Source organism: Streptomyces sp. CB02261 (assembly GCF_001905665.1).
Classification (GTDB): Bacteria; Actinomycetota; Actinomycetes; order Streptomycetales; family Streptomycetaceae; genus Streptomyces.
In genome coordinates, this window is the sequence record NZ_LIVX01000012.1 from 81,206 (window position 1) to 107,182 (window position 25,977).

At 68.9% G+C, this 25,977-nt stretch carries 19 protein-coding genes; 16 read left to right on the plus strand and 3 right to left on the minus strand.

All coding sequences use genetic code 11. The annotated features are described in order from the left end of the window. The first annotated feature begins 120 nt into the window (after positions 1-120). The 9 genes from AMK29_RS31270 (at position 121) to AMK29_RS31310 (ending at position 12,311) form a co-directional block, all read left to right on the plus strand. Complete coding sequence (locus tag AMK29_RS31270; RefSeq protein ID WP_073819380.1) at positions 121-1,605, plus strand: DUF2637 domain-containing protein; 1,485 nt, start codon at positions 121-123, stop codon at positions 1,603-1,605. Positions 1,606-2,974: 1,369 nt separating this feature from the next. Next, the gene (locus AMK29_RS31275) at positions 2,975-3,865 is read left to right on the plus strand and encodes a hypothetical protein (protein ID WP_073819382.1); all 891 of its coding nucleotides are present in this window, start codon (positions 2,975-2,977) and stop codon (positions 3,863-3,865) included. A gap of 50 nt (positions 3,866-3,915) precedes the next feature. Next, positions 3,916-4,185 (plus strand): hypothetical protein, encoded by a 270-nt coding sequence (locus AMK29_RS31280; RefSeq protein ID WP_073819384.1) that lies wholly within the window; start codon positions 3,916-3,918, stop codon positions 4,183-4,185. Continuing rightward, positions 4,182-5,294, plus strand: a complete 1,113-nt coding sequence (locus AMK29_RS31285; RefSeq protein ID WP_073819386.1) for a conjugal transfer protein — start codon at positions 4,182-4,184, stop codon at positions 5,292-5,294. The genes AMK29_RS31280 and AMK29_RS31285 overlap by 4 nt, the downstream gene beginning before the upstream one ends. 13 nt (positions 5,295-5,307) lie before the next feature. Further along, positions 5,308-5,592: a hypothetical protein gene (locus AMK29_RS31290; protein WP_073819388.1), complete on the plus strand. Its 285-nt coding sequence runs from the start codon at positions 5,308-5,310 to the stop codon at positions 5,590-5,592. Continuing rightward, complete coding sequence (locus tag AMK29_RS31295) at positions 5,589-6,224, plus strand: hypothetical protein (RefSeq protein WP_073819390.1); 636 nt, start codon at positions 5,589-5,591, stop codon at positions 6,222-6,224. Before AMK29_RS31290 ends, AMK29_RS31295 begins: the two co-directional genes overlap by 4 nt. Before the next feature lie 2 nt (positions 6,225-6,226). Beyond that, entirely contained in the window at positions 6,227-8,770 is a 2,544-nt protein-coding gene (locus AMK29_RS31300; RefSeq protein WP_073819392.1) for an ATP-binding protein, read from the plus strand. Continuing rightward, on the plus strand, positions 8,767-11,148 hold the full coding sequence (locus tag AMK29_RS37725) for a hypothetical protein (RefSeq protein ID WP_073819394.1): 2,382 nt from the start codon (positions 8,767-8,769) through the stop codon (positions 11,146-11,148). Before AMK29_RS31300 ends, AMK29_RS37725 begins: the two co-directional genes overlap by 4 nt. Further along, positions 11,145-12,311 carry a C40 family peptidase gene (locus AMK29_RS31310; protein ID WP_073819397.1) on the plus strand — a complete coding sequence of 389 codons (1,167 nt, stop codon included), beginning with the start codon at positions 11,145-11,147 and terminating at the stop codon, positions 12,309-12,311. The genes AMK29_RS37725 and AMK29_RS31310 overlap by 4 nt, the downstream gene beginning before the upstream one ends. Before the next feature lie 446 nt (positions 12,312-12,757). Here AMK29_RS31310 and AMK29_RS38025 read toward each other — a convergent pair whose 3' ends face one another. Further along, entirely contained in the window at positions 12,758-13,171 is a 414-nt protein-coding gene (locus AMK29_RS38025) for a transposase domain-containing protein (protein WP_443334087.1), read from the minus strand. Here AMK29_RS38025 and AMK29_RS31320 point away from each other — a divergent pair. Then, positions 13,157-14,452: a PIN domain-containing protein gene (locus AMK29_RS31320; RefSeq protein ID WP_241845768.1), complete on the plus strand. Its 1,296-nt coding sequence runs from the start codon at positions 13,157-13,159 to the stop codon at positions 14,450-14,452. The genes AMK29_RS38025 and AMK29_RS31320 overlap by 15 nt on opposite strands. Positions 14,453-14,996: 544 nt before the next feature. Here the strand turns inward: AMK29_RS31320 and AMK29_RS31325 are convergent. After that, entirely contained in the window at positions 14,997-15,326 is a 330-nt protein-coding gene (locus tag AMK29_RS31325) for a hypothetical protein (protein WP_073819403.1), read from the minus strand. Positions 15,327-15,667: 341 nt separating this feature from the next. Here AMK29_RS31325 and AMK29_RS31330 point away from each other — a divergent pair, with 341 nt between their 5' ends. The 6 genes from AMK29_RS31330 to AMK29_RS31355 all read left to right on the plus strand — a co-directional run bounded on the left by AMK29_RS31330 (position 15,668) and on the right by AMK29_RS31355 (position 23,739). Then, positions 15,668-16,129: a hypothetical protein gene (locus tag AMK29_RS31330; RefSeq protein WP_073819584.1), complete on the plus strand. Its 462-nt coding sequence runs from the start codon at positions 15,668-15,670 to the stop codon at positions 16,127-16,129. Then, a complete protein-coding gene (locus AMK29_RS31335; RefSeq protein ID WP_079197203.1) occupies positions 16,126-18,300 on the plus strand; it encodes an ATP/GTP-binding protein in 2,175 nt (724 codons plus the stop codon). Before AMK29_RS31330 ends, AMK29_RS31335 begins: the two co-directional genes overlap by 4 nt. Before the next feature lie 16 nt (positions 18,301-18,316). Continuing rightward, on the plus strand, positions 18,317-19,255 hold the full coding sequence (locus tag AMK29_RS31340) for a replication-relaxation family protein (protein ID WP_073819405.1): 939 nt from the start codon (positions 18,317-18,319) through the stop codon (positions 19,253-19,255). A 1,342-nt stretch (positions 19,256-20,597) separates the two neighbouring features. Then, positions 20,598-21,608: a bifunctional DNA primase/polymerase gene (locus tag AMK29_RS31345; protein ID WP_338012746.1), complete on the plus strand. Its 1,011-nt coding sequence runs from the start codon at positions 20,598-20,600 to the stop codon at positions 21,606-21,608. Then, entirely contained in the window at positions 21,605-23,155 is a 1,551-nt protein-coding gene (locus AMK29_RS31350) for a DNA primase family protein (RefSeq protein WP_073819407.1), read from the plus strand. Before AMK29_RS31345 ends, AMK29_RS31350 begins: the two co-directional genes overlap by 4 nt. Before the next feature lie 209 nt (positions 23,156-23,364). After that, positions 23,365-23,739 (plus strand): DUF6009 family protein, encoded by a 375-nt coding sequence (locus AMK29_RS31355; protein WP_073819409.1) that lies wholly within the window; start codon positions 23,365-23,367, stop codon positions 23,737-23,739. A gap of 1,106 nt (positions 23,740-24,845) precedes the next feature. On the opposite strand, the gene AMK29_RS31360 is transcribed toward AMK29_RS31355, so the two are convergent. Next, positions 24,846-25,280: a DUF6228 family protein gene (locus tag AMK29_RS31360; RefSeq protein WP_073819412.1), complete on the minus strand. Its 435-nt coding sequence runs from the start codon at positions 25,278-25,280 to the stop codon at positions 24,846-24,848. Between the last annotated feature and the right edge of the window lie 697 nt (positions 25,281-25,977).

Genomic DNA, 25,977 nt, shown 5'->3' on the forward strand with positions numbered 1-25,977 from the left:
AGCCGGGCGGCCCTGTCTCCCCACGTTCCTGAGACACGGCCGCCCATCGTGGGCTGGATCTTTTTAAACCGCAGCCGGAAACCAGGCTGACGCTTGAGACTGAACGGGAGGGGATCGCGGGTGGCCGCGGTGCAGCTGACACGCACGCACAAGATTCTGATCGGTGTGGTGGTCGCCGGCGCGGTCGTCATCGCTGGCATCGGGTTCGCCGGCTCCTACACAGCCGTACGCGAACTCGCCGTGCAGAAGGACTTCGGTGACTTCTCGTACTTCTTCCCCATCGGCATCGACGCCGGCATCTGCGTCCTGCTGGCCCTGGACCTGCTCCTGACATGGATCCGGATCCCGTTCCCCCTGCTGAGGCAGACAGCCTGGCTCCTGACCGCAGCCACAATCGCGTTCAACGGAGCGGCGGCGTGGCCCGACCCCCTGGGCGTCGGTATGCACGCCGTCATTCCGGTGCTGTTCGTCGTGACCGTTGAAGCAGCCCGGCACGCAGTGGGCCGCATCGCTGACATCACGGCAGACAAGCACATGGAGGGCGTTCGGATCACCCGCTGGCTCCTGTCTCCGCTGCCCACGTTCCGTCTTTGGCGCAGGATGAAACTCTGGGAGATCCGCTCCTATGAACGCGTGATCAAGTTGGAGCAGTACCGCCTCGTCTACGAGGCTCAGCTTCAAGCCCAGTACGGTCGCAACTGGAGGCGCAAAGCCCCAGTCGAGTCACTGATGCCGCTGCGACTCGCCAAGTACGGCGTCCCGCTTACGGAGACCGCTCCGCACGTCCTTGAGGAAGCCGGTCTGAAGCTGGGCTCCTCCATGGCGATGGAGGCCCAAAGCGACAAGCACATGGCCGACATACCTACGGCCGATGAGCACCAACGGGGGTTGGACTCCGGACCGAGTGGAACTGCCGGGCACGCGGAACGCCAAGCCGGCGGGGAAGTCCATGATGAGCTCGCGGCGGCCACGCAGCAGGACGTCACCGCCGTCGGCCACGCGGTTGCGGCGCAAGTGACCGATGGCCCGCCAGCAGCACCGGCTATGACCGATGACCGAGCATCCGCAGTTGACGAGCACGGCGTCCATCCCGACTCCCTGGACGTCATGAAGCACTCGGTCTCCGAGCCGCACCCGTTCTTCGAGCCGTCCACGCCGCAGGCCTTCTCCACCCCGCCAGCCTCAACCGTTCCCGAGCAGCATTTCCGTGAGCCAGTGCCGACTGCGCCGACAGTAGGCAAACAGCGGGAAGCCGGGGGAATAGCAGTACAGACCTCCCTGGATCTTCCCCCGACTCAATCGGAACCGACACTCGGCTCGCCCACCTGGGGGCCCACCGATCCCGGCACTGCAACGGCTGCCGCTCCATTGCTGGAGCAGACCGACGAGCCGGAGGTGACCTCCGTGCAGCAGGAAGTCGAGGCCGTCGCGGCATGGCTCGCCGAGGCAGAGGAAACAGGGGAGAGGCTCTCTGGCGCCGAAGTCGCCCGCCGCCTCAATGTGTCCCCCCGCACCGGCCAACGCCGCCTCGACAAGGCCACCGCATACCTGACGGAGCAGCGCCGGACTCAGGGCCGCGCACATCTCCGGTCCGTCCGTAGCTGACCGTCCGTATCTCCCTCAGTGGCCGATGACCGATCCTGGGCATCGGCCACTGCCATGTCCCTCTTCGCGCTCACTCTGACCGCGGCGCAGAATGGCCGATGCATGCGGCACCGATCAGCTCCCCCGTGGCCGATGGCTGATCCTCGGTGATTACGCCGTAATCACCAGTCACCTGCTCTCGGTGGGATCACTGAGCGCGCTGGTGATAACGGCGTAATCACCACAGCACAGTTCGGGGGAGTGAGCCACGCGCACCTCCGGTCCGCACGCGAGGCCGACCGCTCCGCCTCCCTCAGTGGCCGATGGCCGTTCCTGGGCATCGGCCACTGCCATGTCTGTCTCCGCGCGACCCTGACCGTCACACCTGACGGCCGGTACCGATCACTGTCCCTGTGGCCGATGACGGATCCTCGTTCAGCGCGTCGGTGATAACGGCGTAATCAGCACAGCTCGTGAAGTGGGGGAGTAGGCCGCACGAACCTCCGGTCCCCGAAGCTGACCACCCATACTCCCTCAGTGGCCGATGACCGATCCTGGGCATCGGCCACCGCCATGTCCGTCTGAGCACGCCCCCTGACCGCCACCCAGAATGGCCGATGCATGCGGCACCGATCAGCTCCCCCGTGGCCGATGACCGATCGCCGGTGATAACGCCGTAATCACCAAGCCTCGGCTGTCGATGGGATCGCTCCGCGCGCCGGTGATAACGGCGTAATCACCACAGCCCGTGGAGCCGGGGGAGTGGGCCGCGCGCACCTCCGGCTCGCACGAAGCTGACCGCCCAGACATTCCTCAGTGGCCGAGGACCGATCCTGGACATCGGCCACCGCCATGTCTCGAGGTTCATCGGCCAGGGCCGGCTGCACCTTCGTTCGCTAGGGCTCGCGCTGCCGGAACGTGCCCTTCGGGGGCCGTACCCGGCGATCGGTCATGGGCGCTAGCTGCCTCGGGCATCCGTCCGGCCGTGGCCGATCGGTACGTGGGTCGGGCTGTGGCCGATGGCCGGAGGCGCCCGTGGCCGATGCCGGGCACGGTGGGCTGTGGCCGATCCAGGCCGCATCGGCCACCGGTCATGACCGACCCTTGGCCTTCCGGTCACCCGCCCGCATCCTGGGCCCGGTCTCCCCTGGGCAAGCCTCGGCCCTCGCTTCGCGAGGCTTGCCCAGGGGAGCGGGAGGCTTGCCCAGGTTGCACGGATCGGCCACAAGGTGGCTTGCCCGACCCCCCGGCAGGCTTGCCCAGGCGGTCACATGAGGCTTGCCCAGGCGGCGGGCAAGCTTTCCAGCTGGGCTTTTCGGGCGCTGGGCAAGCCTTCGGGCAAGCCGGTCTGAGGAGTGTGTACGGCACGAGATCCGAAAGGAGACGTGCCGTGCACGACGCTTCGCACCCCGCCGCCGGCGGCGGGTACTTCGACCGGCTGGATGCCGACTGGGCCGCGCTGCGCGCGGACCCCGCCCTCCGCCAGGCGGTGACCGACTGGGTGGCCGATGGCCATTTGACCGATGGCATCGCGGCCGTGACCGATTCCTGGGCCGGCTCCCTGACGCCCGAGCAGCTACTTGCCGCGCTCCGTCCGACCGGCGGCGTGACCGATGCGCTGACCGATGCCGTCTTGCGTGCCCTCCTCCAGCGCGCCGCCGGGCGTGACCGATCGGCCGTCCTCGCCGGCCGCGTCATCGTCCAGGCGATGCTCCCCGCCGCCGTCCGCATCACCCGCGGACAGGTCCGTGCCACCGGCGGCCGCACCCGCGACGCCGTCGGTCACGTGACCGTGACCGCCCTTTACGAGGTCGCCCGCTCCGGCCGCATCCACCTCCGCCCCGGCCGGCCGGCCGCCAACCTGGCGCTCGACACGTTGCGCCAGGTCCTGGCCGAGCTCGCCGCCGAGCAGGGCCCGGTGGGGGAGGACCTCGCGGCTGCGGAGCAGCTCGCCGACCGGTCGCCGGGCCCGTACGAGGTCGCCCGCGCCCGTACCGTGCGCGCGGCCGCCGTGGAAGCCGGCCTCCATGCGGGCCCGGCCGAAGACGCCGCGACCGCCCCGGCTCGGCTGGAGCTCCTGGAGCTCCTCCTCGACGCGATGCGCGACGGCGCGCTGTCCACCGCGGACGCGCAGGCACTGGCCTGGCACCACATCAGCGGCGGCATCCCCGACGCCGAGGCCGCGGCCCGCGCCGGGATCACGGACGGCGCCTGGCAGCGCCGGCGCTCGCGGGCCAGGGCCCGCCTCACGGCTTCCCTCCGGCCCCAGGCCGCGGCATGAACCAGACCCCCGCCCCGGCCACCGTCCGCTCCCCCCTTTGGAGATGCGTCTTGACCACACCCGCCGCCTCGACGTCACTGGACGCCGATGAGGAGCGCGTCACCCGCGCCCAGCGTCTCCTCATCCACCTTGGCGCCGCCCTCGTCGCCCACCCCTTCGACACCGGCACCCACGACAAGCTCCGCGCCTTCCTCGACGAGGACGCCGAGCCCGTTCTCGCCTCGCTCGCCGCACTGAGCCGCCGACCCGAAGCGGAACTCCGCAACCGGATCGCGGAGCTGGCCGGCCACACCCTGCGCGCGGCGGGAGGCACGGCATGAGCCCCGCCCCCACCGGCCGCCGGCAGCCTGCCCCATCAGCCGACCCGCACACGCCGACCGTCCATGAAGCCGAGGCCAAGCAGGAGACCGGATGGGTCGGCGGCTGGTCGACCGGCGCCCAGGCCAACTCCACGGCGTTGCTGCGCTGGCTCGTCTGGGCCCTGATCGCGCTCGGCCCACTGCTGGGCACGCTCGCCTACCTCTCGGTCCCCACGACGTCCCCGGCCCCGGCGCCGAAGAACACACCATCCACACCGGCCGCGAGCGGCGGACAGGGCGCGGCGGGCTTCGCGAGCCTCTTCCTCGCCGCCTATCTGTCCGCCGGGCGCGGCGACGAGCCCGAGCTCGCCGCCTACTACCCGCCGGCCGGCAACCTCCAGCTCGACGGAGTCTCCGGCCGGCGCCGGGGCGAGCAGCTGACCGTCGTCCGGCTCCGCCAGATCGACACCTCGGTCTGGTCGGTCACAGTCGCAGCCCGCGTCACCGGCGCGACGCCTTCGGCCACGCCATCCATGCAACCGGGCGCCTCCTCAAGCCCTGCGACCACGACCGGCGCGCTGCGCTACTTCCAGGTGCCCGTGGCCACGGCGCCCGGCGGCGGGGGAGCGACCGCGTACACCGCGCTCGCGCTGCCGGCTGAAGTTGCCGCACCCGAGAGGGCCACGACCCCCGAGCTGGTCTACGGCGCGATGCACCCGGCGCTGCCCACCGACCCGCGGACCCAGGCCGTCACCAGCTTCCTGACCGCCTACCTCACGAAGGCCGGCGCCGAGCTCGACCGCTACCTGGCCCCCGGCACCCGCCTGACCGCGCCGTCCCCGGCGCCGTATGCGGGCATCGCGGTGGACCAGTTCGCCGCCGAGGGCGAGTCCGGCGGCGAGCTGGTCGTCTCCGTCCCCGGCGACGGGACCACCCTGCGCCTGCTCGTCACCCTCCGGGCCACCGGCCGGGACGGGGTGCGCCTCCCGCTCACCTACGCCCTCACCCTCAAGGCCCGCGCCGACCGCTGGGAGATCGCCAGCCTCGACGGCGCCCCCGCCCTCACCCCGCCGCCTCCGGCCCCGGTCGCCTCCGGCACACCGGGTCCGGCCACCACCCCCACCTCCTAGAAGGAGCACGAGCATGCCTGAAACCATCACGCTGGCCGCCGGCTGGATCCAGACCGGCACCGGCCTCGGCAACGACATCAAGAGCCTGATCTTCAACGTGGCCATCCCGGTCCTGTGCGGGATCTTCGTGATCGTCGTCGGCTGGAAGACCAAGGCGCCCGGCCCGACGATCATGGCCGTCATCTTCGCCGGCATCGTCTGGGGCCTGTCCGCGAACATGGGCGCGCTCAAGGACAAGACCACCGAGGACATCACCAACTACAACGGCGGCAACAGTCTGTCCCGGATGGACCAGTGAGCCCACACGGCGCCGAGAGCGAGCTGGACGGCGAGCTCATCGGCCGCTGCTACACCAAGGCGCGGCGCGCGCCCCTGGTCCACGGCGTGATCCGGGACGTTAACGGCGGCCGGGGGATCCGGCTGCCCGGCGGCCCCTACACCCTGACCCAGCTCGCCGGGATCGTCGGCACTGTCGCCGCCCTGATCCTGACCCGCCCGCTATGGGGCGGCCACGGCTGGCTCGACGTCGCCGCCCTCCTGGTCCTGCCCGCCGTGGCCGCGTTCGTACTGCGCCACCTGCACATCGACGGCCGCAACCCCGCGGCCGCCCTGCTGAGCATCGCCCTGATGCTGGCCGCGCCACGGCGCGGCCAGCTCCGCAGCCGCACCTACCGGCCGGCCCGGCCCACCCGCGGCGACACCCGCATCCACCTGCCCGCCGACGAACAGGCCGCCGAAGCCACCATCCCGGCGACACCTGCCGCCGCCGAACCTAAGCCCCTGCCGAAGCAGACCCGGCCCCGGCCCGCGAGGCCCGCCACCGAGCGGCCGGCATCCGCCGGGCCCTCTGCGCCCTCCGCGCCGGTGGCCTCGGGGGTGCAGGCCCTCCTCGCCCGCCGAGTCCCCACGACCCGCAGACTGGAGAACTGACGATGCGCCTGCCGATCCGGCACGTCCAGCAGAACCTGATCTTCACCACCCACGGCACTGTCTGGGCGGTTTGGCGCGTTGCCGCGACCAACTACTCCCACGCCCCGGCCGTCGTGAAGAAGCGTCGCCTCAAGGCTCTGGAGGGCCTGTTTAAGGCGCTCACCGGCGAGCCGATGCTGCTGTCACTGTGTCCGCAGATCGACCCGACCGCGGTGGTGCGGGCCATGGTCGACGACATCGACCTGGCGCGCGCCCCCCGCTACGCAAGTCTCGGGCATGCGGTGCTGGACCAGCTGGAGGCCATGGAGCTGACCGGCCGCACCGACTGGCTCGCGCTCCCACTGCCCCCGCTGTCGCAGAAGGACGCGGTGATGTCCGCGTTCCGGGCGGCGAAGGCGGAAGTCTCCCTGCAGCTCGGTCTGATGCCCGCCGCCGTCACCGGCACGGAGGTGCAGCGGCGCCTGGACCAGGCCCAGCGGATCCGGGCCCAGTGGCCTACCGGAGTGTCGATGCGGCCGGCGTCCGAGGCGGAGATCCTGTGGATCTACGGCCACAGCGCACGCCGCGGGCTCGTCGAGCCGTTCCTCCCTGACGGCACCGAGACCCCGGTCCGCGGCCGCGGCCGGAACGTCGCGGCGCTGGGGGAGATCCTCGTCGGCGAGGGCGGCGCCGACTTCAACGCCGGCCCCGCGCTGCCGGCCAACCCGTTCACGCGGCGCTTCCTCCAGGTCTCCAGCGAGTGGGGCGACTCCTACCAGGCGCTCCTGGCCCTCTCAGAAATGCCCGAAGCGTTCGCGCTGCCCGGGGCTGCCTACCTCCAGCAGCTCGACGACCTGGCCTACCCCGTCGACTGGACCGCCCGGCTGGTCATCGTCCCCGGTTCGAAGGCTGAGCCGAAGGTCCGCAAGCGCGCCCGTCACCTCAAGGCACAGGCCGCCGAGTACGAAGGCGACCCGGCCGGCCCGCCGGCAGCCGTCGCCCGGAACCAGGCCGACAACGAGGAGTACCACGAGAGGCTGACAGCGAACCGGCGCGAGGTCGAGATCCGCGCCATGGTCACCCTCGCCGTGTGGGGCAACAGCCCGGACGACGCCATGGACCGCGCCGCCGCCCTCGCCTCCGACTTCGGCTCCACCGACTACACCTTCTCCCGGCCCGCAGGCGAGCAGGCCAGCCTCTGGCAGGCGATGCTCCCCGGCTGCCGCACCCCCCGCGTCATGGCCGGCTACGCGCAGATCCTCCTCGCGCGCGACTTCGCGATGGCCATGCCCTGGTGCGGCTCCCAGCTCGGCGACGAACGCGGCGGCCTCTACGGCCTCCAGATCGCCTCCGGCGGCGCCCGCCCCGTCCTGATCGACCCCGCCCGCGGACCCCGCGAAAACGCGTCCGCGTCGATGGCCTGGCTCGGCGAGCTCGGCGCAGGCAAATCCGTCGGCATGAAAGGCGCCGTCTACAACGTCCTCGCCCGCGGCCACCAGCTCGGCCGCCCCGGCAGCCGCGGCCGCGCCGTCATCGTCGACCGCACCACCGACCAGGAATGGGCCCGCTTCGCGAAGGCCTGCCCCGGCACCACCCAGCTGATCCGCATCGACCACACCGCCGAGGTCTCCCTCGACCCGCTGCGCCTCTACAAGGAGAACAGCCCGCAGGTCGCAGCCCGCTTCACCGAATCCTTCCTCACCCTCCTCCTCGGGGTAAGGCCGATGGACCTCGAGGGCGTCGCCCTGTCGGAGGCCGTCCAGACCGTCCTGGCCCGGCCGGAGCCGTCGATGCGCGCCCTGATGGAGGAGCTCACCGCGCGCGGCGCCGGGGACACGGCCGCGCAGGGCCTGGCCCGCAAGCTCGCCTCGGTCGCCCGGAAAGACCTGGCGCGAGTGGTGTTCGACGACACCCTGCCGGTCGTCGACACCCACCGCGCCGACAGCGTGGTCTTCCTGGTGTCCTCACTCGCCCTGCCGAAGAAGTCCGAGCTCGCCAGCGAGCACCGGATCCAGCGTCTGGAATTCGAGAAGGTCCTGGGCCGGGCCCTGATGTACCTCATCGCCGCGGTCTCCCGCGAGACCGCGATGCGCAGCCGGGACGAGTTCGCGGTCACCGTCTTCGACGAGTGCTGGTGGCTCACCTCCAGCGACGAAGGCCTGGAGCTGCTCCTGGAGCTGCTGCGCGACGGCCGCAAGCGCAACGCCGCCGCGTACGTCGGTTCGCACGACGCCGACGACATCGGCCCGTCCGACAGCGAGAAGGGCACCATCGTCCGCGGCCTCATCCCGCACCGCTTCGTCTTCCGGCAGACCAGCCGCCCGCTGGCCGCGCGCAGCCTCGAATTCCTCGGGGTCGACCCCACCGACACCGACCTCCTGGACCTGGTGACCGGCGGCCTCTCGCCACTCGGCCTGCCCGACGACCAGCGCCGGGCCCGCGCGGGGGAGTGCCTCTACCGCGACCTGGCCGGCCGCATCGGCCTCATGCGGGTCCTCATCCCCCTCGACCATGCGATCGAGCGGGTCATCCACACCACCCCGACCAGCCAGCAGGCGGCGGCATGAGGACGCCGCGCGCCCCCTGGAAGCGGCTGCGTCTGCTCGGCACCGCCCGCCTGCGCCTCGTCCTGTTCGCGGCGGCGCTCGCCGCCACCGCCTTCACCATGCTCACCTCGCTGCCGGCGCTCGCCGAGCCGGGCCCGTCCGCGACCCCGACGCCCACGAGCCCCCTTGGGCCGAACCCGCCCGGGACGCGTACGCCCACCCAGGAGGAGCTCGCCGAGATCGAGAAGATCATTGCCGACCTCAACAAGCGGGTCTCGGAGGACATGCAGGAGGCCTACCTCAAGGCCGAGGAGGAGCGCCTGCGCGAGTTGCTGCCCGATGAAGGCGGCGTCCTGGCCGTCTTCAACGTCACCGACGAGCGGAACCTGCCGATCTCGGCCTACACCGTGAAGTCGGACACCGGCGGCCTGACCGACTGGGACCTGGGCATCCAGAACCTGATCACCGAGCTGGCCTTCATGATCACGAAGTGGGTCATCGCCTTCTGCTGCTGGCTCATCGTCTGGGCCCTCGGCTTCGGCCTCGCCAAGCTCCTCCTGACACCGGTCCTGTCCGTCGCCAACTCCCTGCACACCCAGGTCATCCTGCAGATGGGCCTGCCGTCCCTGTTCCTGTCCGTGTGCGCCCTGGTCACCGTCGTCCGCATCTTCTTCGGAGACCGGGCCAAGGGGTGGGGGGACGCGGCGCTGTCCCTCCTGATCGCCGCGCTCACCGCCACGCTGCTGTCCTCGCCCCCGCAGCTCCTGCTGGGGGAGCAGGACGGCGCCATCGCCGCCGCCCGGGGTCTGGCTCTCGAGGTTGCCGACATCATCCTCGACGCCAACCCCGGTCCCAAGGAGAAGGCCCCCGGCGACGAGGACTCGGCCAGCTCCCGGTCACTCTCCCGCCCGCTCACGAACGCGCTGACGGACGCCTTCATCGTGAAGCCGGCCATGCTGCTCCAGTACGGCCGGGTCTTCGAAGGTGCCTGCGCCAGGAAGTACAGCGACACCAAGATCACGCAGCTCGCCTACGAGCGGGCCATGAACCAGCAGATGGACCGGTTGAAGAAGTTCAACCAGTACCGGGCCTGGATCGACCCCTCTGGGGCGACGATCACCGACTGGACCCTTCCCCTGGTCAAGCAGTGGGCCGTCGACCACTTCGGCAACCCGCCGATGGAGCAGTTCGAGAAGGACTGCGTCCAAGGCGATGTGCAGGCCGCGAAGCGGGCGTCGATGGATAAGGTCGGCGGCGCGATCTTCCTGCTCGTCGCCGCACTGATCGTCACCGTCCTGATCGCCGGTCTCGCCGGCAGCTTCCTCGTCGCGCAGTGCCGCATCGCCTGGGACGCCGTACGGGCCGAACCCGCCCTCGTGGCCGGCCTGATGCCAGGCGCCGGCCGCGGCTACCTGTGGGACTGGGCCGCATCCGTCCTGCACTCCCTGGGACAGCTCCTCGCCTCCATCATCGGGCTCGCAGTCCTCATCCTGATCGTCCAGGCCGTCCTCGACCCCGTTCGGCAGGACTGGGGCAACGAGCTCACGTTGCGCTTCCTCGCCGTGGACATCGTGTGCATCGGCGCGATCAAGAAGCGCAAGGCCCTCACGGTCAAGTCGAAGCAGACCGCCGCGAACTTCCGCGCAAAGATGTCCTCGGCCCGGATCGGCGGGACCAACGGCTCCGTCTTCACCCCGTCCTCCACTCCGGTGGCGAAGAACCAGTCGATCGCCCGCAAGGTCACCCGCGGAGCGGTCCGCACCGCGATGGTCGGTGTCTCTATCGCCTCGGGCAATCCGATCGCCGCCCTCGGCTATGCCACGAGCTCCAGCGTCAGCACCGTCGCGCTGATGAACCGGATCCAGTCCGGCGTTAAGAACGGCGGCCGCCGGCCCGCCCAGTCCGCCCGGCCCGCAGGCCTGCAGCCCCAGCCCCAGCCCCAGCCCCAGCCCCAGCCCCAGCCCCAGCCCCAGCCCGGCAACGCGGGCAACCTGAACCCGGCACTGCCGCAGCCCAGCGACCCGCCGCCCCCGCCTACTGAGCCGCCGGTAACCCCTCCCGCTCGACCTGTGGTGACGCCGCCCACTCGGCCGCCGGCCCGCCTCCCATGGACCCCGCCCACTCAGCCGCCGGAGACCCCTCCCGCTCGACCTGTGGTGACGCCGCCCACTCGGCCGCCGGCCCGCCTCCCATGGACCCCGCCCACTCAGCCGCCGTCGCGGGACGTAGTCCCGGATCAGCCAAACTCGCAGGCACCGCAGGCGATGGAGCGGCCAGCGCCGACCCGTCAGTCAGCGCCTGCCGAGCCCGCAACCTCACAGCGTCCCAGCGACGCCTCCCTCAGCCGTAACGAGGAAAGGGAGTTGAACATCCGTCGCCGTCGGCAGGGCCGCTCATGAAGAAGAAGTTCAAGGGGTGGCTGGCTGGCGTTACGGGCCTGCTCGGCCTGGCGCTTGTCCTGCTTGCCGCAGTCGGAGCCCACGTGGCTGGCCTCGGCCAGAGCGAGGCCGACGCCGCCGCAGCGGCGGCGGCAAGATGCCCCGCCAGCGGCCAGCCCGGCCTCGACCCGGACACGGCCAAGACGGCTCGCAAGGTCAAGGAGATGCTCGCAGGAAGCGGCGATGCGAACGTGCCCGGCCTCTCCGAGCCCAAGAAACAGATCCCCAGCGCCAAGATCATCGTCGCGACCGGCATTCAGAAGCGAATTCCGGCCCGCGGCCAGGTCGTCGCCCTGGCCACCGCCCTCCAGGAGTCCACCCTGATCAACCTCGACCACGGCGATCGCGACTCGCTCGGCTTGTTCCAGCAGCGGCCCTCGCAAGGCTGGGGGACCCGCGAGCAAATCATGGACCCCGTCTACTCCGCCGGGAAGTTCTACGACAGGCTGGTGAAGCTCAAGGACTGGGAGCAGATGCCTGTCACCGTGGCTGCGCAAAAGGTCCAGCGGTCCGGCTTCCCCGACGCGTACGCCAAGCACGAGCCCCTCGCGACCGCCCTCCAGCAGGCCATCGCCCCAACCCTCGGCGCGGCCCCCGTCGGCTCGACCCTGGGGCAGCCCGGTCTCGGCGGCGGCTTCGGCCCGGGAAGGTGCGCGGGTCACGGCGGCAGTGTGGACTTCGGGGAGGTCCCGCCCGGCTCGCTGCCGGAGGGCTACCAGATCCCGGCCACTGCGCCGATGCAGGTGAAGACCGCAATCCGCTGGGCGCTCGGCCAGCTCGGCACCATGTACCAGTGGGGTGGCAGCTGCACAAACCCCCACGGCAGCGACCCGTCCGAGAGGTGCGACTGCTCCTCCCTGACCCAGCGCGCGTACGGAGTGGCCGGCAAGGAGATCAATCGCACCACATACACGCAGATCCACGACGGCCACGTGGTCCCGACCAGCGCCATCCAGCCGGGCGACCTACTCTTCGCTGTCGGCTCCGCCTCCCGCCCCGAACACGTCGCCATGGCGATCGGCTACGGATACGTGGTGCACGCGCCGAAACCAGGCCGCGTCGTGGAGGTCGTCAAGCAGGCCAACCTGGGCCCGATCCTGCTCGTCGTGCGCGTCATCGGCTGAAACGGCCGTTCCCGCTCGGACGTCCTGCGTCCCAACCTCATAGCGCCTCGTGCAGCCCGAGAGAATGACGGCATGACCATCTTCCGCTGTGCCAACTGCCAGCAGCCCGTGACCAGCGAAGTGGTGTCGGGGGAACCAGTGAGGGGTCCCGAGCGGCCGCCGGGCCACGAGGTCGCTCCGCCTCGGATGTCTCAGGGGACCTTCAAGACCAACTTCGACGGCAGTCTTCTGATCTTCCACCCGGATGACGTTCCTGGGACAGAGCTTCACCCTGACCTGCCGCGTGTCAGTGGTTGCTGCGGGCTCGCTGGCCAAGACGGGCCCAACCTCGTCTGCGGCGGATGCGGTGTTGAGGTAGCGACAAAAGAGTCCGATTGCTGGACCGACAACCTTGTGGCGCTGATTGCCGCCACAGTGACTGATGGGCGCACGGCAGGCGCTGACATCTAGGGCGATGTCGGGTCTTGCGCTCCCTTGAGAGCCCGGCACAACGACGACCGATTCACCCGCGCGAGGGCCCGGTTGCTCGGGATGCCGCTGGTCAGCACCCGCAGCAACTCCTCGTACGACTCCCGGGCGAACAGGCACAGGGCCAGGACGAAGTACACGACCAGCCTCGCCGGCAGGAGGCGGCGCCGCCGCTCGGCACGGTCTTGGCTATCGCCGCGTCGACCAGCTCGGCGGGGAACACCTTCGTCAACTGCATTGGCCCTCGCGGGCCCCGAGGGATGCCTGCCCCGGGGGCCCTTGCCGTATCGGCCGGTGGGAACCGGGAACTTGCGTGCACGGTGCCGTCTCGGGGTGCTACTCGTTGCTGGTCGTACCGCGAGAGTTAAGGCGAGAACTTGATCATTCTGGATAGCTGCGTCATACGCGGCATGGGCCTCGAGGACAGCAAGGCGGAGCTCCTTCGGGCCATCGCGCGGACCAAGACGGAGCGGGTCGGCGCCCCGTGGATGGTCGTCGAGGAGCTCGTGGCCCAGAAGGCTCTCGAGTACAACAGCGCGCACGAGGCGGCGGCCTCCGCGCTGGCCCAGCTGCAACGCAAGAGCTACAGGACGGAGCCGGAACTAGGCGCGGCCGACCCGGAGGGCGTACGCGCTCTCTGGCGTGTGAAGTACCGCGAGATCTTGGAAGTGCTCCCGACGAGCGAGAACGCGCTCCGCGAAGGCATGTACCGCGAGGCCAATGTCCTTCACCCGGCCCGGCGCAAGGGCGACGTCACCAAGGGCGTGAAGGTCGGCGCACGGGACGTAGCGATCTGGCTGACCGCCGTCGAGTATGCGCGGAATCACCCCAAGGAGACCGTCTACTTCGTCAGCGAGAACCACACCGACTTCACCAAGGGCACCGGGGCGTACCCCTCGCCGATGGACGCTGACGTCGAGGGCCTGGGTGACCGGTTCAGGCACCTGACGAACCTCGACGATGTCCTCGACCTGGTCGCCCCTCAGGTCGAGGTCGAGGGGCCTGACGAGCCGGACGTGCGCTCGCTGCTGGCGGAGAGGGGCGCCGACTTCGTGCAGTGGATGCTCACCAAGTATTGGGGCATTACTCCTTCCCGGGGAGACTTCCAGACCATGACCCAGGCCGGCACGGTCGAACTGGCTAAGGGCTGGGTGGATGGGAGGGCCTCGCTGGTCGAGCTCGCGGACGTGACCGACTTGAAGGCATACCGGCTCGGCGCGGAGACCTACTTCGTCGCTACGGTCAGCTGGCAGATCGCCGGGCCTGTAGTCACCGGAAGTCGTCTCAACCTGGGCGCGTGCTACTGGGACACCCGACTCATCGTCCCGCGAAACCCGGAAGGAAAGCTGATCCACATCCTCCGCGAGACGACGCCCGTGCCGGTGGAGGACGCAGCAAAGGTGACCTGGCCGCCGCGCCTCGTCCCGGTGGAGAAGAGCAGCGCCCTCGAGCTCCTCCAGAACAAGCACTTCGCGAGCCGCAAGGAGCAATGGGGCCTGACTGTCCTGGCTTTCCTCGAGGCCATGACGATGTCGCCCGCCGACCGGCAGGAACTCATCGAAAGCATGCGGGCACACCGCGACTGGACAGACTCCAGCGGCCTGGAGGTTGACGCGAAAGACCTCCACGGCCCTGCGCCCCTCGAGGACACTCCAGAGGACGAAGAGGAGTGACAAGACGTCTGGCCGGGGCCGGCACCGGCCAGATTTCCCCCCAGGAGGCCCCCACGGCCGCGCCGAGCTCCCCCGGACTCCAGACCCTGCTTTCGTCCACGGCCTCGCGGCGCTCGTGACGGCCATGGACGCCCTCCTCGACGCCGACGGGGCGCTGTGGGCCGCCGCCCACAGCGGACGGTGCTGATCGGCGCCGACGGGCGCGCGGAAGGGCGCGGTGGCAGTCTCGACCGGGGTTGTCCTCGCCCGGCCGGGGGCTGCACACTGACAGACTTCTCCGGGGCGGCGACGGCTACGTCCGCCGGGCGCTGCGCGACGCCTGCTCGGCGTCGGTGCGGCTCCTGAGCTGGTTGGACTCCTATCGGCGTTCCTTGTAGTCGCCGAGCATCGCGAGGGTGAGGAGGAACGACCAGTTGCCCCCGGTGTCCGGGTGGGGGACTTGGGGAGGATCGGGTGCGTCGTCTTCCGGTAGACCGCGGTCCGGCCGCGCACCCGGTCTGCTTGGCCGTTGTTCTGCCGCCAATTCACCAAGAGGGGGCGGAGTTCACTCGGGCCCTGCGGGGCCGAAGGGCCCGACGACGGGGTCATTGCCGGAGACGTAATACTCGTACACCTCGGTCCACTCAGGCTGCCATCCCGGTCGACCGAGGTCTCGCTCGGCGTCGGCCAGGACCAGAATGGCCCTGGCCCACTGCACGGCGGCCGCGCCGATGGTGGGGGACGGGTCGTTGGCGGCAAGCGTGGCGAACTCCTGGTGATGGGCCAGGAGCAGCCTCTTCGCGTCCCGGTCGGGGCCAGCGGGGTAGAGGTCGCTGAGGACACCGTGGTACCACGTGGCGATCTCGTCCATGTGCCGTGTGAAGTCGTAGGTCATCTGAACAGCGTGCCGTTCATGGCAAGCCTCCAGTGACCTCCTCAGGTGTCCCGTCTCAGCGAACCCAGTCGTCCACCGACCCGACTCATCCAATCCAGTCGCCGCAGGTCAGGGGTAAGTGGCTCCGCTTTGGTGCTCCCGTCTCAACGACTGGCTTCGCTGAGACGGGACAGCAAAGCAGGCGGAGACTCCTCAATCGTCAAGGGACGGCAAAGCGTTCAGGCATGGTGTCTGGATTGGCCGTGAGCTCCTACTTGGTCCAGGTGGAAGGCCTCTTCCCACCCTCCTGGAGGAACCGTGCACCACACCGCCCCGTTCCGGTCGACCTCGGCCCGGCCGACATGAGCCTCCCCGGCCTGCCGGTCGACGAACTCCCCGTCCGGCTCCAGGCCGTCTTGAGCGCGGCCACGCCGTACCTCGTCGCCCTCGGCGTTCTTGGGGCTGCGGTCTGGGTGTGGTGGACGATCCGGCGCGCGGCACTCGTTCGGGAAGCGCTCGCCGACCGGGTTCAGGTCGAGGTGATCCCGACCGCCACCTTCGACCCCGGTGCAGGTGAAGTCGGGCGCTGGGCCCGCCAGCTTGGGCGCGTGCACTACGCCGCCGACGGTGTCCCGGCCCGCGGATCCGCAGTGCGCCTGCGGTACACCGCCGTGGAGGGAAAGATGCGCTGCTACATCGAAGGGCCGGCCGCCGCGGCCGCGATTCTGAACATGCCCGGCTTCGCCGAGGTCGAGATCCGCACCCAGCACAACCAGGCCGACATCCGCCCTGTCCGCTTCAACGGCCCGGGAGGAACGCCGTGACCGCCGTCATCTCCCTCTCCAAGACGGCGCAGACGTCCGCTGCCCACCCCAGCGCGCGCCGGTACGTGCAGCGTGCCGAGCTCGCCCTGGGGCTGCCCGACTACAAAGCCCTCGCTTCCCTCGGTCTGAGCCCGGACCCGCTCCAGCAGCTGGCCGCCGCCATGTCCTCCGTGCGCACCGAGGACGGGGAGGAGGCGGAGGCGGTCTTCGACCTGGTACCGGTCGGTGAACGGCGCTTGGCCCGACGCCGGCGCCGCCTGATGGCGCGGGCCGCCCGCCGGGGCCCGTCCGCGTACGGCGAGCGCCTGACCGGCGGCCTGGGCGGAGGCGGCTTCTGGGGCTCGACGACCTCCGCCTGGTCCGGCGGCGCCGACGCCTCCAGCCGCTCCGAGCGGATCCCGCGGCAGACCGACCTGCGCGACGGCGTCGGCAAGCTCGTACCCGCCGCAGGGGCGGTCTTCGCCGTGCAAATCCTGCTGCGTACCGAGGCCGCCCATCCGCAGCTGGCCCTGGCGCGGATGCACCAGCTGATCGCGGCGCTGTCGATGACCTCGGGGGAGAACTACCTCAATGTCCACCGGCCCCGCAGCTGGTCGATCGGCCGGTTCGAGCGCCGCTTCGCGAGCGGGGAGTTCGCGCCGGTCCGTCGGCAGTGGCTGACGGTGCCAGAGCTGGCCGGATGGCTCAAGCCGCCGACGGTGAAGTGCACCGCGTCCAGCGTGGTCCGCTCCGGCGGCCTGGTCCCGCCGGCCCCGGCCGACCTCCCCGTCTACACCGGGCAGCGCGACCTGATCCCGCTCGGCGCCGTCGTCTACCCCGACGGCCGCGAGCGGATCGCTGCCGCCCGCGTGCAGGACCTCCTCTTCGGCCTCCAGCTTGGCAAGGCCGGCCACGGCAAGACCGAAGAGGCCCTCGTGCAGTGCATCGCGATGGCGCACTCCGGCTACGGCTGCTGGTTCCTCGACCCGCACGGCGAGGGCTGGGCCCGGGCCAAGCCCTACCTCGCGCACCCGGAAATCGCCGACCGGCTCTGGGAGATCAACCTCGCCAAGGCCGCCCCGGACCAGCCGGTCGTCTCCTGGAACCCGCTGTCGATGGAGGGCCGCACCCTCTCCGACGTCCAGGACATCGTCCGCTCCGTCACCGAAGGCATCGCCGCGGCGCAGGACTGGGGCGACAACGCACCCCGCGCCCGGACGATCCTGGCCCGCGCCTCCCAGGCCCTGGCCCTGCTCAACCTCCAGGCCGTCCAGGCCGGCGTCCCGCGGGCGCAGTGCACTCTGTTCCAGCTGCGCACCTGGCTCACCGACGAGGAATGGCGTGAGCGGCTCTTGCCCAAGCTCTCCGACCGCGTCCGCGCGTACTGGGAGAACACCTTCCCCAAACTGGGACCGCACGCGGTGCCCACCGTCACCTACGCCATCGACCGCCTTGACACCAGCCAGAGCCTCCAGGGCTTCTTCGGCAGCCCCCGCTCCGCGTACGACGTCCGGCACGCGATGGACACCTCGAAGGTGGTGTTCGTCTGCCCGTCCGGAAGCGAGAGCGACGCCCTCGTCAGCTGCCTCCTCATCCATGACCTTCACCGCGCCGGACTCTCCCGGCAGGACACCCCACGTGAGAAGCGGGCCACCTTCTGGGCCTGGGGCGACGAACTCACCGCTCTCGACAGCAGCAGCAAGGGCTTCCTCGCCGCCATCGCCGAGCAGCTGCGCAAGTACGAGGTCCGCTTCATCGGCATGACCCAGATGGTGCTCCGCCTCTCCGCCATCACCCGCCAGGCCCTCCTGCAGAACCAGTCCTGGCTGAGCACCTGCGCTGCGGACTTTGACGAGGCAGCCTTCGTCGCCAAGAGGTGGAACGGACACGTCAGCCCGGAGACGATCACCGAACTCCCCAAGTACCACTACGTGATGTCCGTGAACCTCAACGGCGCCCGCACCACGCCCTTTCGCGTCCGCGGCCTGCCCGTGGACGAGATCTTTCAGCACTACGACAACCCAGCCGGCGTCCCCGCCCTCGACCAGGCGATCGACAGCAATCTCAACCGCCGTCCGCTGAGAGACATCCTCGCCGACCTGGAAGAGCTCGACGCCGTTGTCCTCGCCCACCACACCGGCCGGCGCCCCAGCGGCCCGAGCGCCGGTGACCCCACCAGCATCATCGACTAGGAGAACGGAAGCACCCATGCCCTATCCGCAGTTCGCCCCCGCCGGGCTGGGCCAGGTCGCCCAGCAGGCTGCTCAGGTCATCTACCAGCACCGTCTGGTCTCAACGAGACAGCTCCACCGGCTCGTCACTCCGCACCACACGCGCACCGAGTACCTGCGCCGACAGCTCCACACTCTCCGCCATGCCGGCTTCGCCGAGGTCGTAGGCCGACGCAGCACCGGCCAGACCGAGCTGCTCTGGTGGCTGACGGAAAAGGGCGCTCAAGCGGTGGAGGCGGTCGGACTGCTCCAGCCCCGCGCGTACCGGATGAGCCCGGAAGCCGCCCTCGGCCCGCTCCAGGAGCACACCCTCGCGGTAGTCGAGACTGGAGCGGCCTTCGTCGAGCACGCGCGCCGTCTCGGCCACGAGTGCGGTCCCCTGGACTGGTCGCCCGAGATCGCTCACTACTACCGCGATGAAGCCCGGCCGGGGGAGGAGCTGTGTCTCGTCCCGGACGCCGTCCTAAGCTACGTCCACACCGAGGCCAAGCAGCGGACCCTGCTGACCTTCTTCGTCGAGGTCGACCGCACCCAGATGACCATCGCCCGCCTCGCCCAGAAACTCCACGCCTACGCCGCCTACCACGAGTACGCGCCTCAGCCCCAGACCGCCAAAGGTCCTCGAGGGCCCCGGCGCCAAGCCGCCATGCCGGCTTGGCGCTACCGGTACCCCGCGTTCCCCCGGCTCCTGCTCGTACTGACCGGAGCCTCCGAGGACCGCCTCGCCCGCCGAATCTCCGACCTGCGCAGCCTCGCCGCCAGCGACCCCTCGCTAGCCTCCACCCCGGTTCGGGTCGGCGTCACAACCCTTGACAAGCTCCGCACCCACGGCCCCTTCGAGCCCGTCTTCACACCGGTTCTCGGCCTGGCCGAACTCTCCGACGCCTGGCTGCGCCCCGGCGGCATCGCCGCCTGAGCCGAGAAATCCTGCCATGCGTTTCAGGGACTCTGCCTCCGCACCAGCCGCCTTCCAGCGATTCTGCAGCGTGCCACGAACGGGAACTCTGGTCGGCTTTTTTGAGCGCTTCACTTGGCGGGTTGATCGTCTTCCACTGCCACGCGTGCACCTCCTCAAGGGCGGGAGCAGCCTCGCGGCGCGGCCAGACCTCGTCTGAGCCAAGCATGTTCCGTGAGCTGTATCGGAACTTGAGTCGCTTCAGTCGCTTCGGTCCCTCCAAGTGGATAGCTGGTCCCAGTCAGCGACTGAAGATCCGACCCTTGAGTCCTTTCGTCGCGTTGCAAAAGGCCAGGTCGACCTGCTTGGAAACCGCCTGTCAGTGACTGAAGCGACTCAAGTTCCGATACAGCTACACGACATAGGGCATGGGGATGCCTGCTGTGGCCCAGTCGCCTTTCAGTCACTGATAGAGGGCAAAGGGTCTGCCTTCTCCTGGGATCCGGTGGAAGCGACTCATCTGCAGGGGCGCTGCATCGCGCGCGTGGACAGTGGGGCAGGGGCTGACTTCGTGGCCAGGTGCTCCTTCGGCAGCTGGGCCGGCCTCAGGCCACTGCGGCTCGAGTTGTTCTGCTGTTCTCAACTCATGAGCTCTCTCGCAGGAGGAGGGCTGGCAGCTGTTTTAGTCCCTGGGCGTTGAGTCCCTCCAGAAAACTGCAGTTCAGAGCGATGTTGCCCCTAGGAGAGGGACTGAAGTGACCGAACTTCCCTACTTCCATCCTTCGTGTGCGTGTGTGTATGCGCGGGCGTGAAGCAGTGCTTGTAACGCTGTTCAGCTCATAACTGCAGAACTGAGTCCCTTCAGTCCCTGCCGGTACCGCCCGAGCCCCCTGACCAGCGGGTTTCTGTAGTGACTGAAGCGACAGGGACCGAAGCTCTGACGGCTCAGCTCAGCCCCTGGGTCAGGGGGACGGGGGAACGGGGAGGGGGGCACAGGGACTCGCTAGGGCTCAGGGGCTGAATAGGCCTGCAGGCGACACGCCGATCGTTCAGGTGGCTGTCGTTGGTGACGTTTCGGGCAAAACGGTAGAAAGTTCAGGGACTGAGGGACCAAAGGGACTCAACTTTGCAAGAACGGCGACGTCATGGGTGAGTCGCGCACGTCTCTGCGCTAACCTCCCGCATAGTGAATCTTCAGTCCCTTCAGTCCCTCGCAAGTGGCTGGGCTGCCACTGCCCCTGAAGGCCCTAGGTTTCGAGAACAATCCCGAGACACCGTCAAGGAAGTACCCGTGCCCGTTCATTCCGAGCCTCAGCCGTCGCCGGCGACGACCGGACGGACGCCACTGGACATCGCCTCGTGGATGGCCCAGCACGGCTACCCGGTGCATCCCTTGATCCCTGGAGACAAGCGACCGGCACCCAACTGCCCGGACTGCAGCCGCTCGGAGCATCCGCCACACCTCTGCCCCTGCCACACGCGAAATGGCTGGTGCCACGGCTTCCACGCTGCCACCACTGACCTGGACACCATCAAGCACTGGTGGAAGGCCCAGCCCGACTTCGGGATTGGCGTCGCCTGCGGCCCAGCACGACTTGTGGTCATCGATGTAGACGCCCACACCACCACCCTTCCCGCCCGCGCGCGCCTCCTTCCTGGAATCCCCATCCACGACGCGGTCGACTTGACCGGGCTCCAGAGCGGCTTCGACACCCTTGCTCTCCTAGCCGCCCACCGCAACCGGCCCAACCCCTGTACGGACACCACTACCCTCCGAGTGCGCACCCCCTCGGGAGGGATGCACATCTGGTACCGCGCTCCCCGAAGCGGACCGGCCTTCCGCTCATCCAGCGGATCCAGCAACAAGACTGCCCTCGCCTGGCAGGTGGACATCCGGGCCACAAACGGCTACATCGTCGCTCCAAGTACGCGAACGAAAGCAGGCACATACACGGCCCTGCCCGGAGCACGGCAGCCAGCACCACTGCCCCTATGGCTCATGGCCGAGCTCACCCGCACCGGCCACAGCCTTGCCACCGTGCCGCCTCCAGCCCTCAAGGTGCCCTCCCCACGGCCCCGCACCCCCCGTCCCGCACAGAACGGCCAGCGCGTACTCGCCTCGCTCCTGCAAGAAATCCGAGCCTGCGTAGCGAGCCCCTCCGGCATGGCCTTCACCGAAAAACTCAATCGGGCAGCCTTCACCGCCGGAGGACTCGCACAGGCTGGGCACCTAGACGAGGCCGAATGCCGCGACCTCCTCCTCCAAGCCGCCACACACGCACGCCCCCACCAACCTCGAAGAAACGCCCTCATCATCGAGACCGGCATGCGCGCCGGCAGCGCCCGACCCATCCACCCCAAGGAACGCACATGAGCAGCGCCGGAAGCACCGGGTTCAACGCCCAGGCGGCGGCTGAACAGCTTGCCGCGTTCGTCACCGAACCTCCGCAGACACCGCGGCGCCTGCCTACCCAGCAAAGCTCGGGGCCCACCACTGCCGATCCCGCAGACTTCATCCAGTCAGGACTCCTCCACAGCCTCAGCGACCGAGGCAACGCAAAGCTTTTCGCTCACCTGCACCACGACAGATTCCGCCACGTCGAAGGCCTGGGCTGGTACGTATGGGACGAGTACCGCTGGAAGCGCACCGGCGGCGAGAAGGCCGCAATCTGGGCCGCGGGCGACATGGCCGAAGAGCTCCCCACCCACGACCCCCGCGGAGTCTTCACCGACAGGGAACTCGCCCAGCACCGCAAGCGCGCCATGTCCACCTCCGGCGTGAAAGCGATGCTCACCCAAGCGAAGGCCTCGCCCGAACTCGCCCTTGACCCCGACACGCTCGACGGCGACAAGTACGCCTTGTGTACCCCTGCCGGCGTTGTGGATCTGCGCACCGGCGAGCTCCGCAAACCTGACCCCACCCGAGATCTGCACTCGAGGGCCACGTACCTGGCACCCGAAGCGATGCCCACACCGCGCTTCCACGCCTTCCTCACCCAGACCTTCGGCGACGACGACAAGGGCAAGGAGATGATCAACTTTCTGCATCTCCTCCTCGGCTACTCGATCACCGGAGACGTCGGCGGCCAGGTTCTCCCCTTCCTCTACGGTGTCGGCGCCAACGGCAAATCCGCCCTTCTCGACGTCGTCATCAAGATCCTCGGCGACTACGCCGACGTTGCGCCTCCCGGCTTCCTCATGGAACGTGGCAAGTTCAACGAGCACTCCACAGAATTGACCGAACTCCACGGACGTCGGCTCTTCGTCTGCAGTGAGCTCAAGCCCCACGACAAGTTCGACGAAGCCCGCGTGAAACTCCTCACTGGCGGCGACCGCCTCAAAGCCCGCCGCATGCGCCAGGACTTCTTCAGCTTCGAACCCACGCACAAGCTGTGGCTCCTCGGAAACCACCGGCCCGAGGTCGGAACCGGCGGTCACGCCTTCTGGCGCCGCATCCGCCTCATCCCCTTCGAGAGAGTCGTGCCGGATCACCGAAAGATCGACAACCTCGCGGAAATCCTTGTCCACGACGAAGGCCCTGGCATCCTCCACTGGATGATCCAAGGAGCCAAGGCCTACCTCGCCACCAAGCCGCCCCTCACCGGCCCCAGCGTCGTCCGCACAGCCACCCAGGCCTATGCCACCACCGAGGACCACATCGGACGTTTCCTCGCCGAATGCTGCATCACCAACGGCAACCTCGAGGAACCCCGCGACCTCAAAGTCGAACAGGGCGCCCTCTACCGCGCCTACAGCGCTTGGTGCCAGGACGGAGAAGGTCTGCGCCCGGCTACAACCCGCGCTTTCGCTACCCGCATCAGAGCCGAGGCGGGCGTCGCATCACCGAGCGAAATGTTGCGGTCGAACGGGCAGAAGTTCTATCCCGGGCTCGCTCTCATGGCCGACGAAGAGCCGACCTGACGCGAAGCAGACGGGTAAGCCTCACATGACGCCAGGACGCATGCTCCCGCGAAGCGACCGACACACATACCATGGACTAGGAAAATGAGCCGAGCCACCAAGTCGTCGAGCCCCACGGGTGCCCGTCGCATATCGACATCGGCGCCGAACGCGGCGTGGAGGAACCCGGGCCCGCTGATGGCCAACATGACCGAGGAGGCACCCAAGCCATGAGTTCGCTACTGACGGCAAGCGATCTCACCCACGAAGACAACGTGGTGTGGCTGGAAGACCCCGAGGAGCTCGACTACGTCCGCCAAGCCCTGGACAAAACCCCACGCCGACGAGGCAAGCCGCGCTACCACCGCGACGGGCGCATGATCGGCTTTGCCGAACTGAGCGACGCAGCCGAGGCAGACCCAGACAGCGGACTGCAGAAGCGACGTGTCTTCTACCTGTTGCCCCATGACCGTGACGCCGAGCCCGATGGCCTGTACCGGGCAGGAGCGCCCGGGGAAGCAGTCGACCCTCGTACGATCCAGCCCGGTCACGTCGGTAGCAAGACCGCTCGATCGCAGCGTGGATCCGCAACGCCAGTTGCTTGAGCCGGTCCCTTTAGTCCCTTTAGGCCGCAAAAGCGATTGATCAGCAAGATTCAGACGATGACCGAGCAGTCGAATTCGCTCCTGACTGGTCAGGCTCCTGCAGCCCCGCGGACGGACGGCTGACATGGCGTCTGCGTTCTCCGGACTGGCAGCGCGGGACCGGGCGCGGACAAGGTGATCAACTGCCCGGGCGGCCTACCCCTCTACCGTACTGAGGTGGCGAGCCTGCGGCGGGAGTCACGACGGGTGAAGCGGATCTCGATCCCAGCGCGGGCGCTGACCCGGACGATGGTATCACCGATGGATCGGTCACCCTCTGGATGTGGATCACAGCTTTCGGTGACCTTGCAGTTCGAGATAGTCGACCAGCTTCGCTTCGCTGCGGCGCAGTCGAACAGATTCGTCCTCAGGCAGGGACCCAGTGCGTCGATGAGGACACGTGTTCGCGGAATGTGGATCATCGCACCGGCGTAGATCCGGCACCCGGAGCACCATGCCAAGCCGACGCAGCGCTCAAACATGGAGGACTCAGGCGGATAGAGACGGAACTGGTAGGAGCGGACCGCTGTCCCGCAGGCAGCACCGATTCGGCGATCACCGTCCCTGACCGTGTCCCAGGTCCCCACCTTGACCCAGTGCCACCGCCCTGCCGGTGCTCTTCAAATCGTCATGCGCAGCATTCTCGATCATGCCCATCAGCCCACCTCAACAGCCCCACAACTACCACCGCTCAGCCACCAACGTGGGGCCATCCCAGACCGAAAATCTGGGGCCATATCACCATTAACGCCACTACACCCCATCCCCGCAGGTGCAGATGTCTGCCACCACGCCGATCGCGTGCCGTGGGGTGCCGTCAGGGCGCGGACGCCGGGACGTCACCGATCCGATAGCGAGACGTTGTGGACCTTCTTCGCGCTCCGGCCCGCCACAGCCTGACCGCGGCCCGAACCCACCTGGCTTGTGCACGAGAACGGATTTCTAACACAGCTTCCGTGCAGCGGTCACTCTGAATAATGGAAAAGCCTTGTAGGGCGGCACTGAAAGCCGCCGGAGAATGAGCTCTCGCGGAGGTAGCTAAGAGGTTTTCTCACGTGGTGGCTCAGCTATCCGACCGTGCTTGTGAGAAACATCTGGAACTCTGCGGCGAGGTTTCGCATCTCCTCGCCGGCCGCATGCACGGTGGTGGTCTCGAAGTGCCACTCCTCGGACGGAGGCCGGTCGTGGATTCCCCACGTCAGGTGGACGTAGCCGCCCGGGCGGTGCTCCGCCGAGATCGTCAGGTCGCGTTCCAGGGAGCGCCAGCCGCGTGTTCCTTCCCAGCCGCGGAAGTCCTCGACCAGTGAGGAGAGGAAGGTGTCGAGGCCGTCGCCGCCCCACGTCCGCACCAAGGTCTCGATGCTCACCCACCGCCCGCGAGCTTTCACGAGGAAGTCGAGTGTGGGGTCTTCCCCATAGGGTCTTGTCGGCTCGGAGAAGAGCAGGTGGACCGGTCTCGGTCCGGGCTCTCCCACGCGTACCGCGGGTCCATCTTCGGTCATTTGAGCAGGCTAGAAGTCGTGGGGCTCGATGACCAGGTGATATACCCACACTGCCCCGGCCGCGGGCCGCGGGTGCCGCTTGCGGCATGATCGTCCGCCATGGCTGTGGATCTTCCGCGGGAACTGGTCCCCGATGGGCTGTGGAAGATAGTCGCGCCGCTGGTACCGCCGTTTCGGCCCAGACAACAGGGCGGTGGGACAGCGCCGGTGGCGGACCGGACGGCACCTTCTACCAACCGCCCATACCGGCTACGGCTTGATTTGATCGATCCGACGCTGTTGGGATGCTCGATGATGAGCGGCAGCCGCCTTAGCTGCTCCTGGGGCGCGGCCATGTCGGCAAGGAACTCGGAGCCGAGCTCGCGCGTCGACCAGTTGGTGGATGAAGGGGCATGCGAGCGTGCTGAACTGAGGCATTCTCAGCTAAACGAGTGGCTCAGGGCGGGAGCTTGGTCGTGCAGCCCCTGAGGGTCGCGGACTCGCGGGGGCTGCGGATCGGTGTACCGGTTTCGATGCCGAAGGCGCCGTCGTTGAAATGGTCAAGGCGCGTGCCCGCCGGTCGTCGCGCTACTTCGCGAGGCGTCCCGCTGAGCGCGCCTACCGACCGCCGGCCCTGGGGGGCACCAGCCGACCAGGCGAGAGCTCAGCCTCGTCAACCGGCTCGACCGTCGCCCGGGCACGGGTCAATTACGGCGCG